Annotated in this window: 15 protein-coding genes; 7 read left to right on the forward strand and 8 right to left on the reverse strand. The window is 42.4% G+C overall.

The genetic code is table 11. The annotated features are described in order from the left end of the window. Positions 1–20: 20 nt before the first annotated feature. Positions 21–854, reverse strand: coding sequence for a 1,4-dihydroxy-2-naphthoyl-CoA synthase (gene menB, locus GSQ19_RS05985; protein WP_011317058.1), 834 nt, complete (start codon positions 852–854; stop codon positions 21–23). 94 nt (positions 855–948) lie between these two features. Between menB and GSQ19_RS05990 the strand changes: the two genes are divergently transcribed. Next, a complete protein-coding gene (locus tag GSQ19_RS05990; protein ID WP_011317059.1) occupies positions 949–1821 on the forward strand; it encodes an Rpn family recombination-promoting nuclease/putative transposase in 873 nt (290 codons plus the stop codon). Between the two features lie 14 nt (positions 1822–1835). On the opposite strand, the gene GSQ19_RS05995 is transcribed toward GSQ19_RS05990, so the two are convergent. Then, on the reverse strand, positions 1836–3437 hold the full coding sequence (locus GSQ19_RS05995; protein ID WP_041456565.1) for a peptide ligase PGM1-related protein: 1602 nt from the start codon (positions 3435–3437) through the stop codon (positions 1836–1838). A 574-nt stretch (positions 3438–4011) separates the two neighbouring features. Between GSQ19_RS05995 and GSQ19_RS06000 the strand changes: the two genes are divergently transcribed. From GSQ19_RS06000 to radC, 4 genes are all read left to right on the forward strand, one after another. Further along, positions 4012–4950 (forward strand): phosphoribulokinase, encoded by a 939-nt coding sequence (locus GSQ19_RS06000; RefSeq protein WP_041455902.1) that lies wholly within the window; start codon positions 4012–4014, stop codon positions 4948–4950. A gap of 80 nt (positions 4951–5030) precedes the next feature. Then, a complete protein-coding gene (locus GSQ19_RS06005) occupies positions 5031–5819 on the forward strand; it encodes a DUF5131 family protein (protein ID WP_011317061.1) in 789 nt (262 codons plus the stop codon). Positions 5820–5832: 13 nt separating this feature from the next. Next, the gene (locus GSQ19_RS06010) at positions 5833–6705 is read left to right on the forward strand and encodes a three-Cys-motif partner protein TcmP (protein WP_011317062.1); all 873 of its coding nucleotides are present in this window, start codon (positions 5833–5835) and stop codon (positions 6703–6705) included. A gap of 111 nt (positions 6706–6816) precedes the next feature. After that, a complete protein-coding gene (radC, locus tag GSQ19_RS06015) occupies positions 6817–7548 on the forward strand; it encodes a RadC family protein (protein WP_011317063.1) in 732 nt (243 codons plus the stop codon). Positions 7549–7597: 49 nt separating this feature from the next. On the opposite strand, the gene GSQ19_RS06020 is transcribed toward radC, so the two are convergent. The 3 genes from GSQ19_RS06020 to GSQ19_RS06030 form a co-directional block, all read right to left on the reverse strand. Then, a complete protein-coding gene (locus GSQ19_RS06020; protein WP_011317064.1) occupies positions 7598–8638 on the reverse strand; it encodes a WD40 repeat domain-containing protein in 1041 nt (346 codons plus the stop codon). A 113-nt stretch (positions 8639–8751) separates the two neighbouring features. Further along, positions 8752–9048 carry a hypothetical protein gene (locus GSQ19_RS06025; protein WP_010996509.1) on the reverse strand — a complete coding sequence of 99 codons (297 nt, stop codon included), beginning with the start codon at positions 9046–9048 and terminating at the stop codon, positions 8752–8754. Positions 9049–9714: 666 nt separating this feature from the next. Next, on the reverse strand, positions 9715–9885 hold the full coding sequence (locus GSQ19_RS06030) for a chlorophyll a/b-binding protein (protein WP_010996510.1): 171 nt from the start codon (positions 9883–9885) through the stop codon (positions 9715–9717). Between the two features lie 308 nt (positions 9886–10193). On the opposite strand from GSQ19_RS06030, the gene ald reads away from it, so the two are divergent. Then, complete coding sequence (gene ald, locus GSQ19_RS06035; RefSeq protein WP_011317065.1) at positions 10194–11282, forward strand: alanine dehydrogenase; 1089 nt, start codon at positions 10194–10196, stop codon at positions 11280–11282. A 292-nt stretch (positions 11283–11574) separates the two neighbouring features. On the opposite strand, the gene phnE is transcribed toward ald, so the two are convergent. The 3 genes from phnE to GSQ19_RS06050 form a co-directional block, all read right to left on the reverse strand. Further along, a complete protein-coding gene (gene phnE, locus GSQ19_RS06040; protein WP_011317066.1) occupies positions 11575–12369 on the reverse strand; it encodes a phosphonate ABC transporter, permease protein PhnE in 795 nt (264 codons plus the stop codon). A gap of 143 nt (positions 12370–12512) precedes the next feature. Then, positions 12513–13247, reverse strand: coding sequence for a phosphonate ABC transporter ATP-binding protein (locus GSQ19_RS06045; RefSeq protein ID WP_011317067.1), 735 nt, complete (start codon positions 13245–13247; stop codon positions 12513–12515). 131 nt (positions 13248–13378) lie between these two features. Then, positions 13379–14353: a phosphate/phosphite/phosphonate ABC transporter substrate-binding protein gene (locus GSQ19_RS06050; RefSeq protein ID WP_011317068.1), complete on the reverse strand. Its 975-nt coding sequence runs from the start codon at positions 14351–14353 to the stop codon at positions 13379–13381. 428 nt (positions 14354–14781) lie between these two features. Here GSQ19_RS06050 and GSQ19_RS06055 point away from each other — a divergent pair, with 428 nt between their 5' ends. Further along, complete coding sequence (locus GSQ19_RS06055; RefSeq protein WP_011317069.1) at positions 14782–15189, forward strand: hypothetical protein; 408 nt, start codon at positions 14782–14784, stop codon at positions 15187–15189. Positions 15190–15283: the final 94 nt, after the last annotated feature.

Raw genomic sequence — 15283 nt, forward strand, 5'->3', positions numbered from 1 at the left:
ACCTAATCTTTAATACTCGATCACGGTAGCCAAGGAAAATCTCGAAAATTTGGTGGACGTTTTTCTAAAAAAGCTTGTTTACCTTCAGCACCTTCTTCTGTCATGTAATAAAGTAAGGTGGCATTACCAGCTAGTTCTTGTAAACCAGCTTGTCCATCACAATCAGCATTAAATGCTGCTTTGAGACAGCGAATGGCAATAGGGCTTTTTTCTAGAATTTCTCCAGCCCATTTAATTCCTTCTGCTTCTAGTTGCTCTATCGGCACAACGCAATTTACTAAACCCATTTCTAAAGCTTGTTGGGCATCATATTGACGACAGAGAAACCAAATTTCTCGTGCTTTTTTCTGTCCAACAATGCGCGCAAGATAGCTAGCGCCAAAACCACCATCAAAACTGCCCACTTTCGGGCCAGTCTGACCAAAAATAGCATTATCAGCAGCAATGGTAAGGTCACAAATCAAGTGTAGGACGTGTCCACCACCGATCGCATATCCAGCAACCAAAGCAATTACCACCTTTGGCATGGAACGAATCAGGCGTTGTAAATCCAGCACATTTAAGCGAGGAATGCCAGCATCATCCACATAGCCAGCTTGCCCTCGCACGCTTTGGTCTCCACCAGAACAGAAGGCATATTTGCCATCAGTATGGGGACCAGCACCAGTAAATAGAACTACGCCAATATTAGTATCTTCACGAGCATCACAGAACGCGTCATACAGTTCAAAAACAGTTTTGGGGCGAAAAGCATTGCGTTTGTGCGGACGGTTGATGGTAATTTTAGCCATACCATCAGCTTTGTGATAAAGGATATCTTCGTAGGTTTTGGTAGATTGCCAGTCGATTTGCATGAGAATTATAGCTGTTGTGCTTGAGAATTTTATCGCAGAGGTGGGGAGTTGCGATCGCTAATATTTAGCACCCCAAGCTTATACAATTAAGTTTATGCGACGTGACTCCATCTTTTACAAATTATTCAAGCAATTTCCCGGTTTGCTGTTTGAATTACTAGACCAACCACCCCCACAAGCTGATGGGTATCAGTTTGAATCGGTCGAGGTTAAAGAAACAGCATTTCGGATTGATGGCGTGTTCCTACCCCCCGCCAATGCAGCTTCTAAGGTTGTGTTCTTTGCTGAAGTTCAGTTTCAAAAGGATGACGACCTATATCATCGCTTTTTTAGCGAATTGTTTTTGTTTCTCTATCGCCATACCATTCGTTACGATGACTGGTTTGGGGTCATAATTTATGCCTCGCGCAGCCTGGAACCTTCAAATACAACAATTCATAGAGCATTACTAGAAAGTGGTCAAGTGCGGCGGGTATATCTTGATGAGTTAGGGGATTTGCGACAACAACCCTTAGGATTAGGCTTGATGCTGCTGACAACCATTCCGGAAACAGAAGCAGTAGAATCAGCAAGATTTTTGCTGGAGCAAGCACAACAACAAGAAGTAGACATCTTGTCTTCACGAGCGATAATAGATTTAGTGACGACAATTATGGTCTACAAATTTGCTACCTTAAGTCGAGAGGAAATTGAAGCGATGCTGGGACTAAAGTTGGAAGAAACAAGAGTTTATAAAGAAGCGAAACAAGAAGGACGAGGCGAAGGACGGGAAGAAGGACGGGAACAAGAGGCGCGATCGCTTATTCTCCGACAACTAAACAAACGAGTAGGCGCAATTCCCGATGAACAGCAACGCCAGATTGAGGTTTTATCTCTAGAACAGTTAGAGGCTTTAGCTGAGGCGTTGTTAGATTTCTCGACTATCGCCGATTTGGTAGGGTGGTTGCAAAATCAAGCTACAAGATAATTGGGAATTACAAATTAACTATATCCATCCCAGGAATTGGGGAAGGTGTAATCAGAAAACAGGGGAAACTGTTTATTATTAACGCGGGTTTCTTCGTCCAAAACTTTGACGACTTTGTTATATATATCTTCGGCTTGTTGGGGAGAATCACCAATGCTAGTTAGCCCCAATTTGCCAAACTGAGAAAGACAACCCATCAGATGAAACACCGTCCCGGTTTCCGTACAGCTATCAAAGTGCAATCTATGATGGGCGATGATATCCATTAAATCGTTGGGTAGCAATCCACGATAGCGGTCTTTTTGCAGGTTGTCTGTAGCAATGTAATACTTGGGGCGACCTTGCTGACTATAGAATAAACCAGTTGATAGTTCATAACGACCGTTAGTCAATAATTTTAAGGTCATGAAAGGATGGGTTGTCCCACCTTTGCGGAGGTTAATTTCAATTGCTTGAATATCCCATTGACCGTTACCTTGGTCAACGGTGATAAAATCTACCCCAAATCTTTCTAAAGCTCCTTTTTGAGCCAGCTTTCTACCGACTTGTAACCCTAATTGTTGTAATTGCAAGCGATAGCGCTCATCAGCCGGGAAGCGACAACCCAAATAAATTTGACCATCTGGGCCGCCAAGAATTTGGTCGTGAGTCGAGAGAATTTCTACTTCACCTGTGGGGGTGATCCGTCCTTGGACACTAGGCGATCGCTTATTTTCTCCTTCCACAAATGCTTCGACAATCGCCCCTAATTCGGTAATTCGTCCTGAAAAGTTCTGCCAATTTTCTTGCTTGGCTTGAAAACGCAGAGAAGAAAAGCGATCGCTAATTGCTGCTACCCTTTCTGCTGTCGATGCTTGTCCTGGCGCAATATTCATAATTGGTTGCAAGTCTAGCAGGGCGTTTCCTTCTCCAGAAATCCCTTCATTTAATTTGACTACCATCCGTTTTAATGAAGGTTGGCGTTCCCACAAATCACTTGCTGCTACTGCTAAATCTTGATAGCGCCAAACCAGTTCACTCCCATCAGGATGAGGTACACCGCTTTCTGTAAAGATTTGCCGACTACCGCTTTTTGTCCCCCAAATCTGCAAATCTGGTGCAGCAGCATACAATGGTACATTTAATTTAAGTGATAATTCTGCTTCTAAATCTGTCGAGTTGTAGCAAATTATAAATGATTTTTCTAACCTCAAGGCTTGCCGAATTCTTTCCATTAAGCGGGGACGTTCTAAGATTTTTCGACTTAGAGGTTGAGGAGAAGAATCATAAGTCGAAAGCAGTAGCAAGCGATTACGCGCATGAGAAAATGGGATACCCGGCAGTAGTTGCAAATAATAATCAATAATGCTGGGATGCAATGGAATTGATGTTACATAAATCAATCTTGTACGGGGATTTCGTAACCGCATCAAAGCAAAAAGTAATCTTTCTTCATAATGTTCGCAACCTTCAACTTTTTGAATTTCGCGTTGGTCAATACTTAAGGAAGGAATAACGACAATATCCGCTTCACCAGTATCAAATTGCTCGATAGTTTTCCAGCGATCGCGTAAAGTACATTGCAGACTACGAAACTGATCAACTGATTCTAATTCTGTATGATTTAGCGTTACCATAGTCCCTGCCCCCATTTGCTCCCCAATACTGCCTGATTATTCTTATATATCCCAAAGAAAGTCATATATAGCTGTTATGCAATAGTTCTTGACTGTATCTACTGCCGTCATAGTAGATATGATTGACCTTGATTGGCTATGCCTCAAAAGTAGGAAAATTTCTGATACTTAGCCAGTATTTTACATATTTAAGAATGCAGGAGTCAGTATCCAGAACCCAGGAAAATCATTAAGTCATCATCAATCTGATTTGATTAAAAGGATGAAGCTGGAATATCAAAGACTTAATTTATTTTGACTTAGGGATTATTGATGCTCAAGTATGGCAATAAGAATATCAAAATACTATCTATGCTGACTTCTAGATGTTGAATACTTGATTACAACATCAAGTCCCTAAATACTACTGGAATTTAGGTGTAATTGTGCAAGCAATTAAGAATTATCCTCTTTCTAAATGTATAGAGATGTTGCACAAATGTGTGCAATTAAATGACTTGACACAATCCCTTCTAAAATAAAAAAACATTCTCTGAAAATTTATTACTATAGTTACTTGTATCGGGGGGATATGATGAGCCGTCCAATAATTCTTGGTATTGTTGGTGATAGTGCTGCTGGTAAAACTACACTAACTAGGGGCATTGCTCAGGTACTGGGGCCAGAAAATGTTACACTCATATGCACAGATGATTACCATCGGTATGATCGCCAACAACGTGCAGAAATAGGAATTACAGCTCTCCACCCCGATTGTAACCATTTAGATATTATGCAGCAGCATCTATCGCTGCTACGCACAGGACAACCAATTCTTAAACCAGTTTATAGTCATAAAACCGGAAGTTTTGAGCCGCCCCAATATATAAAACCCAATAAATTCGTCATTATCGAGGGATTACTTGGTTATTCTACTCGCGCCGCCCGTGACTGTTACGATGTGAAAGTTTACCTCGCTCCTCCAGAGAACCTCCGTGCTAAATGGAAAGTGAAACGCGACACGCAAAAACGCGGCTACACTCCCGAACAAGTTTTAGCAGAATTAGAAAAGCGCGAACCAGATTCAGAGCAATTTATTCGCCCCCAAAGACAATGGTCTGATATTGTTGTCAGTTTCTATCCACCTCATGAGGATGGAGATGAAACCAACGGACATCTCAACGTGCGTTTAGTATTGCGTCCTACCATTCCCCACCCAGATTTTACTTCCATTATTAATTTGACTAATGGTAGTTCTGTGTCAGCTATTCGCCTGGGATTGGACAGAGATATGAGTAAACCAGTTGATGTGTTAGAAGTTGATGGTCACGCTACCTTAGAACAGGTAAATAAATTAGAGCATATTCTCTGTTCTGATATGCCTTACTTAAGTAGTGTATGCGATCGCGAAAGTAACCCAGAATTGGGCAAGATTGCGGGGACAACTGGCGAAACACTACAAAGTTACCCCCTCGCCCTGACTCAGTTAATCATCACCTACCATATGCTCAAGGCAACGCAAATTTATCAGTAAAAATCAAGATGTCTATCAAACATAGATCCTTTGTACTATGCTAGTGTTACGACTAGTCCGAAAAGACATATAGTATCTAAATGTCAAGCACTCATACTGGTATCGAATGGACTGATAAAACCTGGAACCCAACTACTGGTTGCGACAAAGTAAGTCCGGGTTGTCGTTATTGCTATGCTGAAGCACTTACTGAGCGTTTTCCTCAGAGTTTTCCTACAGGTTTTAAGCTGAACCTACATCCAGAAAGATTGGAACAACCAAAGCGATGGCGTACTCCTAGCCGTATCTTTGTTAACTCAATGAGCGATTTATTTCATGAAGATGTGCCATTTTCATTTTTACAAGAAATTTTTAGCATTATGCGTGAAACTCCTTGGCATATCTATCAAATTTTGACAAAGCGAGAGGAAAACTTAGTAGATTTAGCGCCTAAACTCGAATGGACTGAAAATATATGGATGGGTGTATCCGTGGAAAGTCAACGATATACCTACAGGATAGATGCTCTAAGAAAAGTGCCAGCAGCAGTTCGATTTCTTTCATGTGAACCTTTACTGGAATCACTGAACTTAGATTTGCAAAATATCGATTGGGTTATTGTTGGTGGTGAATCTGGGTACAACCATCGACCTGTAAAACCAGAATGGATTCGAGAGATTTTGCAACAAACAAGAGAAGCAGAAGTTGCCTTTTTTTTCAAACAGTGGGGAGGGAAACATTCAAAAGCTGGTGGCAGAATGCTAGATGACCATACCTGGGAAGAGATGCCAAAGGCTTGGAGAAAGCACATTATCAAATGGCAGAAAAAATTTCATGGGCAACCAAAATTGCATGAGTTAGAGCAGAAATATCTAATGTCCACTAAATAAGAGAGAGTTCATAATGAGTCGGCTGGGGAATGAAGGTGAGGACATCATAGGAATTTGGTCTGAGGAAAAATTAGATTTACTAGCAAAATATCTTAAGGCTTACTCCGTGATCATGAGTGAGCAAAAGAAAAGCTGGCTCAGAGCTTACTACTACATTGATGCTTTTGCTGGATCTATTAGGCCTAGAGCTAAAGAAGATGAGCAACGATATATTGATGGTTCACCTTTAAGGGCTTTACAGACAGAACCTCAATTTGATGGTTACTGGTTTATAGATATTTCACCACGAAGAGTAGAGCGAGTTGAAAAACTTCGTGAAGAGTTTCCGCACTGTGCAATTGAGATAAGTCAAGGAAACTGTAATCAGGTTTTATGTAACGAAATTATTCCTCGAATTCCTTATCAATCAAAGACACGGGCATTTGTCTTTTTAGATCCTTACGGGCTGCAAATTGATTGGGATACAGTTAGGGAATTAGCAAATACTAGAACTTGTGACATCTTTGTCAATTTCTCTGTTATGGGCGTTACTCGTTTGCTGCCTAGAGATCAATCTCCAGACCCAGAAGTAATAGAGCAATTGAACAAGGTGATGGGTAGTACCGATTGGATTAATCAGATATATCAACCACCTGTTCAACTAAGTTTATTTCCAGAACAAGAACCAGCCTTAAGTCGTGAAACTATCAAAGCTGAATGGTTGGCAAGTTTGTATACAAAGCAACTGAGTTCACTTTTTCCCCACGTTAGTAAACCAGTTCTCATGAAAAACTCAACTAATTCAGTGCTTTATGCTTTGTGTTTAGCAAGTCATAATCCGACAGCAATTAACATTACGAATGATATTTTCGCTCGGTATGAACGTTTAAAAAAATTTGGCAGCTAGTACATAACATATTAAAAATTAAAAATTTTCTCAAGCTAGGGTAATTGTGAACGTAAACAAGGGATAACTAAAGATAGTTGCATCTATAGTGACTATTGTCCCAGTTATCCTATGACTTACTGCCTGAGAATTGCCGATATACCCACAAATGAGCGTCCCCGTGAACGGTTAATGACACACGGGCCAAAAGTTTTAGCCACAGCCGAATTAATCGCAATTCTTTTAGGCACTGGTCAAGGGCCTGGCAAACTCTCAGCCGTTGGTTTAGGGCAATATCTGTTGCAGGAGTTGGGTAAAAATCAGCGTGACCCATTGGCAGTTCTGCGAGAAGTTACTCCGGCTGAGTTAATGCAAATCCCCGGAATTGGACCAGCAAAGGCCACAAGTATATTAGCGGCGGTTGAATTGGGTAAACGCACCTTTCAATTCCGTCCCTTAGATAAAACACCAATTGATAGTCCCGTGGCTGCGGTGGCGGCGCTGAGTCAAGATTTGATGTGGCAGAATCAAGAACGCTTTGCCGTATTACTATTAGATGTCAAAAATCGTTTACTGGGAACACAGGTAATTACCATTGGCACAGCTACAGAAACTTTAGCTTCTCCGCGCGAAATTTTTCGGGAAATCATCCGTCAAGGTGCAACACGTACTATCGTTGCCCATAATCACCCTTCCGGTAACGTGGAACCCAGCCCAGAAGATATAGAGTTGACGCGCCAATTATTAGCAGGAGCGCAACTTTTAGGGATTCCCTTGTTAGATCATTTGATTTTGGGCAATGGTAATCATCAAAGTTTACGGGAAGTTACCACCTTGTGGAACGACTATCCTCAAGGTGATTAAATGCAAAAATCAAATAGATGTCGTAATGATGATTTTTAAGTTTGAATTGTTACTTACGAACTGTAACTGGTGGATTACCCCAAATACTAATTCTGCCGTCAAATCCTCCACTGGCAAGAGTTTTACCATCTGGACTAAAAGCGATCGCACTTACCCAATCACTATGCCCAATCAGTGTATTTAATAACTCACCAGTCGATAAATCCCAGAGTTTAATTCCATCTCTACCAGCACTAGCCAGAGTTTTACCATCGCGGTTAATAGCGATCGCATTTACCCAATTATTATGACCTGTGAGAGTGCGGCTGAGTTTTTCGGATGGGATATGCCAAACTTTAATAGTGCGATCGCTACTGCAACTAATTAAATTTTGTCCATCTGGTGTAAAGACAATATCCGTAACTGTACCAGAATGGGCTGTAAATTCCCGAATTAATTTACCTGTACTTAAATTCCACAGTTTAATTACACCTTTTGTGTCACCGCTAGCCAGAGTTTGACCGTCAGAACTCATTGCCAGGGCATCAATTCTATTATCAAAGCGCACTAAAGTAGATAATGGGCGTTGTTGGAGCAAATCCCACACCCGAATCCCATCTAAAGCACCACTAACAAGAACCTTACCATCTGAAGATACAGCTAAGGACATGACACTAGCGGTATGTCCTACAAATGAGCGTGTAAATTGATTATTTTTAAGATTCCACAGATTAATAATATTGTCACTGCCAGAACTGGCTAAAGTTTGTCCATCAGGGGAAATCACTAAAGACTCCACCGCATTTTTTTGCGCTTTGTTGATGGTTCCTACTCTTTTACCAGTTGTTGAGTTCCACAGCCGAATAATGCCATCATTATAAGCCCCTCCACTGAAGATAGTCCGACTATCTGGGCTAAAAGTTAAAGATTTTACCCTCCCTGAATGGGCGTTGAGGCTGTGCAGGAGTCTAGGATTGGTAAATCCTGTTGTTGGTTCTGGGTTGGGTGTAACTTGCACCGTATCCGCCGCATTTACCCTTAGCCCTGACCCTAGATTCACAGGCAGAGCCACAACCCCCATAAATAGTAATATCAAGTATGGCCGTACCATGAAGTACGTCCCTCCTGTTCGCTTGCTCCTCACTGTTTTTCCTCACCTGGCTTAAATACACCTAATCAAATACTAGTCAAGTGCAGACTCAACACTTATTAACTCAGTATTCCCTAATACGGTGGTTTTTTCTTCTGCACACTCAGCATCGGCAGAGTCGGACTAGACGAGCGAGGGGGCAAGTAATGTTGTACTACAGGCTCTTCTATAACAGGAGAGCGCTGCTGACTACTACGCCACAACTTAAAAGCGAGGCTGACACCTGCTGTTCCCAAACCAACAGCAAATAATGACCAGCTATCATCTAACCCACCAATTAGCGCATCTACCACACCCATTGTGATTAACACACTAATGACTGGTTCCTTTCTGTAGGCTGACTTCAAAAAACGAGGTAATACAACGTTCATCACAGCTTGGTTTGTCCAGATAACCTTTTGTGTAAATTTACCAAGAATACCTTACCGGAGAATTACTATCCTGAATCAAAGGCATCTTTAAGTAAAGATTATAATTTTTTCAGTGGGGTTTCCGTGTAGTAATTCACTCCCTTACATGAAGACTTGGCAAGTTTTAAGATATTACTAACACTCTTCGGTGTGCCTCATAGTTATATCAGGCAAGTTGTCTGAGGTAGTTCACTATAAGTTAATAAAGTCAAAACCAGCTAGATACTCCAGCTGGCTCTAACTCTGCTAATTACTAGCTTACAACTTTAACATTGGTTTCAGTCGGGTAGGAGGTAAGGGACTTCCAACTAAAAAAATATCCAATCGCTTTGGTGAGTAGAGAGAAGCAGGGGGAGAAAGAATCTTCTCATCGTCTTTGCTATCAATATTACGCTTTGTGCAACTTTTTCTCAAACCTAACCCCCAACCCCTTCCCTGCGAGGGAAGGGGAGTAAGATTCAAAGCCTCTCTCCGCTTCGGGGAGAGGTTTGGAGAGGGGTTTCAAAAATAAGTCGCACATCGCTTAATATTGGATAATTTATTTTCTGGAAGTCCCTAAGAGATAGGGGGTAGAGAGAGGAAAAAATTCTAGCTCTCCACTCACGACTCAGAACTCCCCACTCCACATTACTTAAGTCCGAGCCAGGACAAGACACCTTGATTGGTGGCATATTCAATGACTACCATCAAAAGAAAACCAATCATTGCAGCGCGACCATTCAAGCGTTCTGCATATTCATTGAAGCCAAATTTTGGCTCTTCTAGCTTGGGTGTGACTGTTGGCTGTGTTTGGGACATTTTGAAAAACCTCTTTTCGGCAAACGGGACTTAATAACGAGTTTTGAGCTAATTGCAAGGCGAAAACGCCAAGGTTAAGTCGAAAAATCCAGTAGCTCCTATTTCGGAAGCCACGCAATGATTTTTTAACAAATTGTAATTAATCTTTATATATTGTAGAAGCACTGGGGCAATAGTCAAGGGTAAGAGTTTGCGGCTTAGATATTGGGATTGGGCAAACTAATGTTGTAGATAGATATCCACAATACGGAAGTGTCAGTCTGATACTGGCAGGCTAAATTAAACAAAAAATTTATCAGAGGCGTTAAATGGAAATCGGTGTTCCTAAAGAAACTAAAGATCAAGAATTTCGGGTGGGCTTAAGTCCTTCTAGCGTGCGGGTGTTGAAGGAAAATGGTCATAGTATCTTTGTTCAGACTCAAGCTGGTAGCGGTGCTGGGTTTACAGATGATGAATATCGCAGTGTAGGAGCGGATATTGTCCCTACAGCAGAGGCAGTTTGGAGTCGAGAGTTAGTAGTCAAAGTTAAAGAACCACTGACGAGTGAGTACAACTTTTTACAAAAAGGGCAGATATTGTTTACTTATCTGCATTTAGCGGCCGATCGCAAATTAACAGAGCATTTAATTGATTCTGGCATTTGTGCGATCGCTTACGAAACCGTAGAACAACCAGGCGCTAACAGACTACCACTACTGACCCCCATGAGCATTATTGCCGGTCGGTTAGCAGTACAATTTGGCGCACGCTATTTAGAACGCCAACAAGGTGGTAGAGGTGTACTGCTGGGTGGTGTCCCTGGAGTTAAACCAGGAAAAGTAGTGATTCTCGGCGGTGGTGTAGTTGGTACGGAAGCTGCCAGAATTGCTGTAGGTATGGGTGCAGCCGTACAAATATTAGATGTAAATGTTGAACGTTTATCTTATTTAGAAACTTTGTTTGGTTCTAGAGTTGAATTACTTTACAGCAGTTCTGCCCATATCGAAGCCGCAGTTAAAGAAGCAGATTTACTTGTTGGTGCTGTTTTGGTACTAGGACGCAGAGCGCCAATTCTAGTATCTCGTGAATTAGTTAAACAAATGCACCCAGGTTCGGTAATAGTTGATGTGGCTGTAGATCAAGGTGGTTGTGTGGAAACACTGCACGCCACATCCCACACTAACCCAATCTACATTGAAGAGGGCGTAGTGCATTATGGCGTTCCTAATATGCCAGGTGCAGTACCTTGGACAGCCACTCAAGCACTTAACAATAGTACATTACCTTACGTTGTACAGTTGGCAAATCAAGGACTCAAAGCGCTGGAAGTGAATCAAGCACTGGCCAAGGGTTTAAATGTGCAGAATCATCGCCTTGTACACCCAGCTGTACAAGAGGTTTTTCCTGATTTAACGTGAGTTCTATAAATTTGGAAGAACCCCTCTCCATAGCTTGCTTCCCGCAGGGTACCTCTCCCCGACGCGGGGAGAGGCTTTAAAACGTCAATATGTCATGGTCTTTACTCCCCTCTCCGCGTCGGAGCGAAAAGTCTGAGCGCCGGCTTCCGGCGCTCAGAACTTTTCAAGAGAGAGGGGTTGGGGGAGAGGTCAAAAAAGACTTGTTGAACTCACGTTGATTTAGGGTAATTGGTAATTGAGAATAAATTTCTTGCCATTACCCATTACCCATTCCCCATTACCAATTTACGTTTTACATCGATTCAAGGCGGCGGCGTAACTGGCTGCTGAAGCCATCTATTACAGTCACAACTACCAACAGTACTAACATCATAGTTGTGGCTTTATTGTACTCAAACCCATCAATGTAACTTTTTAATTGAAAGCCAATCCCACCTGCACCAACCACACCCAAAACAGAAGCGGCGCGGATGTTGTATTCAAACATCCATAAGGTATAGCCCAAACTTAGAGGCAACACTTGGGGTAGGATTCCATACTGAGCAATTTGGAATCGAGATGCGCCTATAACTTGCAGAGACTCTAAAGAACGAGGCTGGACTGCTTCGATCGCTTGTTGATAAAACTTTGCTAGGTAACCAACTGTGTATATACTCAAGGCTAGGGTGCCTGCGGGTGCGCCTAAGCCTGTGGCGGCAACAAAAATTAGCCCCAGAATAATTGAAGGAACGGAACGCACCGCATTTTGCAGCAGATTTGCCAACCATTGCAGCCAACTAGGTGCAACATTACTAGCGCTAGCGACGGCTATTGGCACTGAGATAATAGCACCGATGGTTGTCCCCCAAAGGGACATCTGTACGGTTTCTATCAGTGCTTTAACAGCGATATCAATAACTGTGAAGTCAGGAGGAAATAACCGTGAGATGAAATCAGCAATGTAAGGGGCGCTAGATGTCAAAAGGGCGAAATCAACTTTCAGTCCTTGCAAAGCCCAAGTGTAAATTATAAAAGCAATTAATAAGATGATGAGGGAGCTTACCCAAGAGTAGCGCCGTAGGAGTTTGGAAAGTGGTAAATAACTCATATATAGGAGGCAGGGGAGCAGGAGGCAGGGGGCAGGGGGCAGGGGGCAGGGGAGCAGGGGGCAGGGGGCAGGGGAGCAGGGGGCAGGGGGCAGGGGCAGGGGAAGCAGGGGAAGCAGGGGAGGCAAAGAAGAATGACTATTGACTATTGACTATTTACCACAAACTGTGCTTGCAGGTTATCGCAGGAACCCTCGTAAACAATGCGTCCGGCATCTAGAACGATCGCTCGTTGGGCATATCTGGCAGCCATTCCCAAATCATGCAGAACTGCGACAACTGTCATACCTTGCTGGGTGTGTAATTCCGCTAAGGTCTCCATTACTTGTTGGGTGGCGATGACATCTAATCCCGTTGTGGGTTCATCGGCTAGGAGTATTTGCGGTGATTGAATTAAAGCACGAGCGATCGCTACTCTTTGTTGTTGTCCACCACTGAGTTTGCTAGTTCTTTGGTAAGCTAACTCTCTTAAACCCAACTGTTCGAGTAATTCTAATGCCAATAGGCGATCGCGTTTGGGAAAGCCAAATAATGTCTGCCAAGTTGTTCTCGTGCCAAGTCTACCGCACAATACATTTTCAATGGCTGATAACTGGGGAATCAAACCACCGCCTTGAAACAACATTCCTACATCACGGCGAATTTGGGGAAGTATGCGGCTATTCATTGCTACGCCGTTGATGTGGACTTCTCCCTTGACTAATGGCACTAACCCAACCAGCGATCGCAATAACGTAGACTTACCAGCTCCATTGAGTCCTAGCAGTACAACAAATTCACCCTGTTTGATGTGACAACTAATCTCGTTGAGGATGGGGCGATTCAAAGAGCCAACATAAGCTGTCTCTAAGTTGTGACATTCAATTACGTAATCACTCATCCTCTGCCTTGGTCGATTTCATCAATTTACGAGTATAAAATTTAAGAGTTAAGAGTGCTTGAATTAAAAACTCAGTTACTCATAACTCTTGATGGGCTGAACGCCCTTGTTAGTGCTTACAGCACTAAATTTTATGGTTCGATGCCAACGCGTTTAAGAGCATCCCGAACTGGTGCTAAGTGACGACTGTGATCTACTCTCACTAATTCGGTGGAGTTGTACAAGTTACGTAGCAGTGAGTTATTTTGTGACTGATTTAACTTAAGTAGAGAATTAATAATTCTTTCTCTATCGGGTGCAGCAACGTCATCGTCAATGGCTATACCGTGAGCGGGTACACCAGAAATTTTATACAGTACTCGCAACTGATTTTTTTCTTCTGCTGTAATGTACGGTGGAAACATGGCGTATTCTGAGACAACAGCCACATCCGCTTGACCGCGCACTACGGCTTGTAATGCTTTGCTGTAGTTACCACCATAGGCAATTTGACCAAAGAAACCATCAAGGCGATCGCGGTCAGGGACAAACCCCTGTTTAACTAATTCACTAACTGGGAAAATAAATCCTGAACCTGAGGTGGGAGATGTAAATGCCATTTTTTTGCCACGTAGCTGTTCTAGTGTGGCTTTGGCATTATTTCTGGATTTCAATGGGCTACTGTTGCGGACGACAAAGATTGAATTATAAGTGAATCTGCCAGAATAGGTATCACGTACTTCTGCTAGATACAAACGAGCATTTGCTAATTGTTCAGCTTTCAACGCTGGACGACTGCTCAAAAAAGCCACATCAGCCCGGTTCGCTCTTAAAGCTTCCACTGCCGCAGTATCATCACCTATCTGTGCTTTGACAGGAATACCCAAATCCTTTGATAAAAAAGCTGCTACAGCATCTGCCTTAGATTGCAAATCTGTCGAATCAGAACGACTGGGAAAAATTACTGTTAAAGTCTTCAGTTTTTGGGCAAGTAAGCGCGGCGCTTGTTGATTATAAATAGAATTAGCAGTTGTCGCTTGGATACCACTAACGGTAGTAACTGCCACACCCATCAGCGCCATCAATGCCGCGCCAGCACCTAACAAGCCTTTTTGGCCTACACTCATTTGCACATCTCCATCAAGAACTATTTGCAGTATTTTTGCAAATAAATTTCAACTGTCCCGATAAAAGAATCTAGAGCTTTTAGGAACAAAAGTCAATAGTGAAATGTATAAAACTAGTTAAAGGAAGTAGCATTTTCCCGTCAAGTTGTTGACAGCATATATAAAACTTTTTCAGCGATTAGAATATTTAACTGCATGGTGATGAGACGCTATTTTGTGGGGAAGCACTCAATTAAATTTTCTGAATAGAGAATAAATATTGCTGCTTTTAGTAGATAAAATACTTACTCTGTTAGTGTAATTATGACCATAGTCATATACAAAGACTGTTGCAGTTGTCTACAATAAAACTAGGAAAACCGACGACATCTGTGACAGAGATCAGCATAAGTATGCTCTAATTGTGGATGTTTTGAGAAGGGAAAATTATGAAACTAATGCTAAAACGCACACTTGTCCCCAGTCTTATGGCTGCAAGTTTAGCAGGTATCACCTTGGTTCCTTTACAACCTGCGGCTGCTGATAACAGAGTAGTAGAAGATGCAGCTATTGGAGCCGGGGCTGGTATCTTAACTGGAGTATTCACCAGATGTGGTTCAGTGTTAGATAATGCTGCTAAGGGTGCGGCGGCTGGTGCTGCTGTTAATGGCGCAAATGGTTTGAGGAGAAACACCAGAAACCGTAGTGTGATACAAGACGTAGCTGTAGGTGGTGGTGCTGGTGTGTTAACTGGCGCGATTACTGGTGGTTGCAGAAGACCTCTGAACAACGTTATCAATGGCGCAGGCGCAGGTGCAGCAGTCAATATCTGGCGAAATAACCAGCGCAGAAGATAATTTTAAAGATAATAGGTAATAGATAATGGGTAGTAGGCGCTCTTACCAATTACCTATCACCTATTAATAAAAACCCATCCGCAAATGGATGGGT

This window comes from Trichormus variabilis 0441 (assembly GCF_009856605.1).
Classification (GTDB): domain Bacteria; phylum Cyanobacteriota; class Cyanobacteriia; order Cyanobacteriales; family Nostocaceae; genus Trichormus; species Trichormus variabilis.

Bases quoted from the DNA above. Each gene is read 5' to 3' on its own strand.
- menB (WP_011317058.1), bottom strand. From the start codon at position 854: ATGCAAATCGACTGGCAATCTACCAAAACCTACGAAGATATCCTTTAT.
- GSQ19_RS05990 (WP_011317059.1), top strand. From the start codon at position 949: ATGCGACGTGACTCCATCTTTTACAAATTATTCAAGCAATTTCCCGGT.
- GSQ19_RS05995 (WP_041456565.1), bottom strand. From the start codon at position 3,437: ATGGTAACGCTAAATCATACAGAATTAGAATCAGTTGATCAGTTTCGT.
- GSQ19_RS06000 (WP_041455902.1), top strand. From the start codon at position 4,012: ATGAGCCGTCCAATAATTCTTGGTATTGTTGGTGATAGTGCTGCTGGT.
- GSQ19_RS06005 (WP_011317061.1), top strand. From the start codon at position 5,031: ATGTCAAGCACTCATACTGGTATCGAATGGACTGATAAAACCTGGAAC.
- GSQ19_RS06010 (WP_011317062.1), top strand. From the start codon at position 5,833: ATGAGTCGGCTGGGGAATGAAGGTGAGGACATCATAGGAATTTGGTCT.
- radC (WP_011317063.1), top strand. From the start codon at position 6,817: ATGACTTACTGCCTGAGAATTGCCGATATACCCACAAATGAGCGTCCC.
- GSQ19_RS06020 (WP_011317064.1), bottom strand. From the start codon at position 8,638: ATGGTACGGCCATACTTGATATTACTATTTATGGGGGTTGTGGCTCTG.
- GSQ19_RS06025 (WP_010996509.1), bottom strand. From the start codon at position 9,048: ATGAACGTTGTATTACCTCGTTTTTTGAAGTCAGCCTACAGAAAGGAA.
- GSQ19_RS06030 (WP_010996510.1), bottom strand. From the start codon at position 9,885: ATGTCCCAAACACAGCCAACAGTCACACCCAAGCTAGAAGAGCCAAAA.
- ald (WP_011317065.1), top strand. From the start codon at position 10,194: ATGGAAATCGGTGTTCCTAAAGAAACTAAAGATCAAGAATTTCGGGTG.
- phnE (WP_011317066.1), bottom strand. From the start codon at position 12,369: ATGAGTTATTTACCACTTTCCAAACTCCTACGGCGCTACTCTTGGGTA.
- GSQ19_RS06045 (WP_011317067.1), bottom strand. From the start codon at position 13,247: ATGAGTGATTACGTAATTGAATGTCACAACTTAGAGACAGCTTATGTT.
- GSQ19_RS06050 (WP_011317068.1), bottom strand. From the start codon at position 14,353: ATGAGTGTAGGCCAAAAAGGCTTGTTAGGTGCTGGCGCGGCATTGATG.
- GSQ19_RS06055 (WP_011317069.1), top strand. From the start codon at position 14,782: ATGAAACTAATGCTAAAACGCACACTTGTCCCCAGTCTTATGGCTGCA.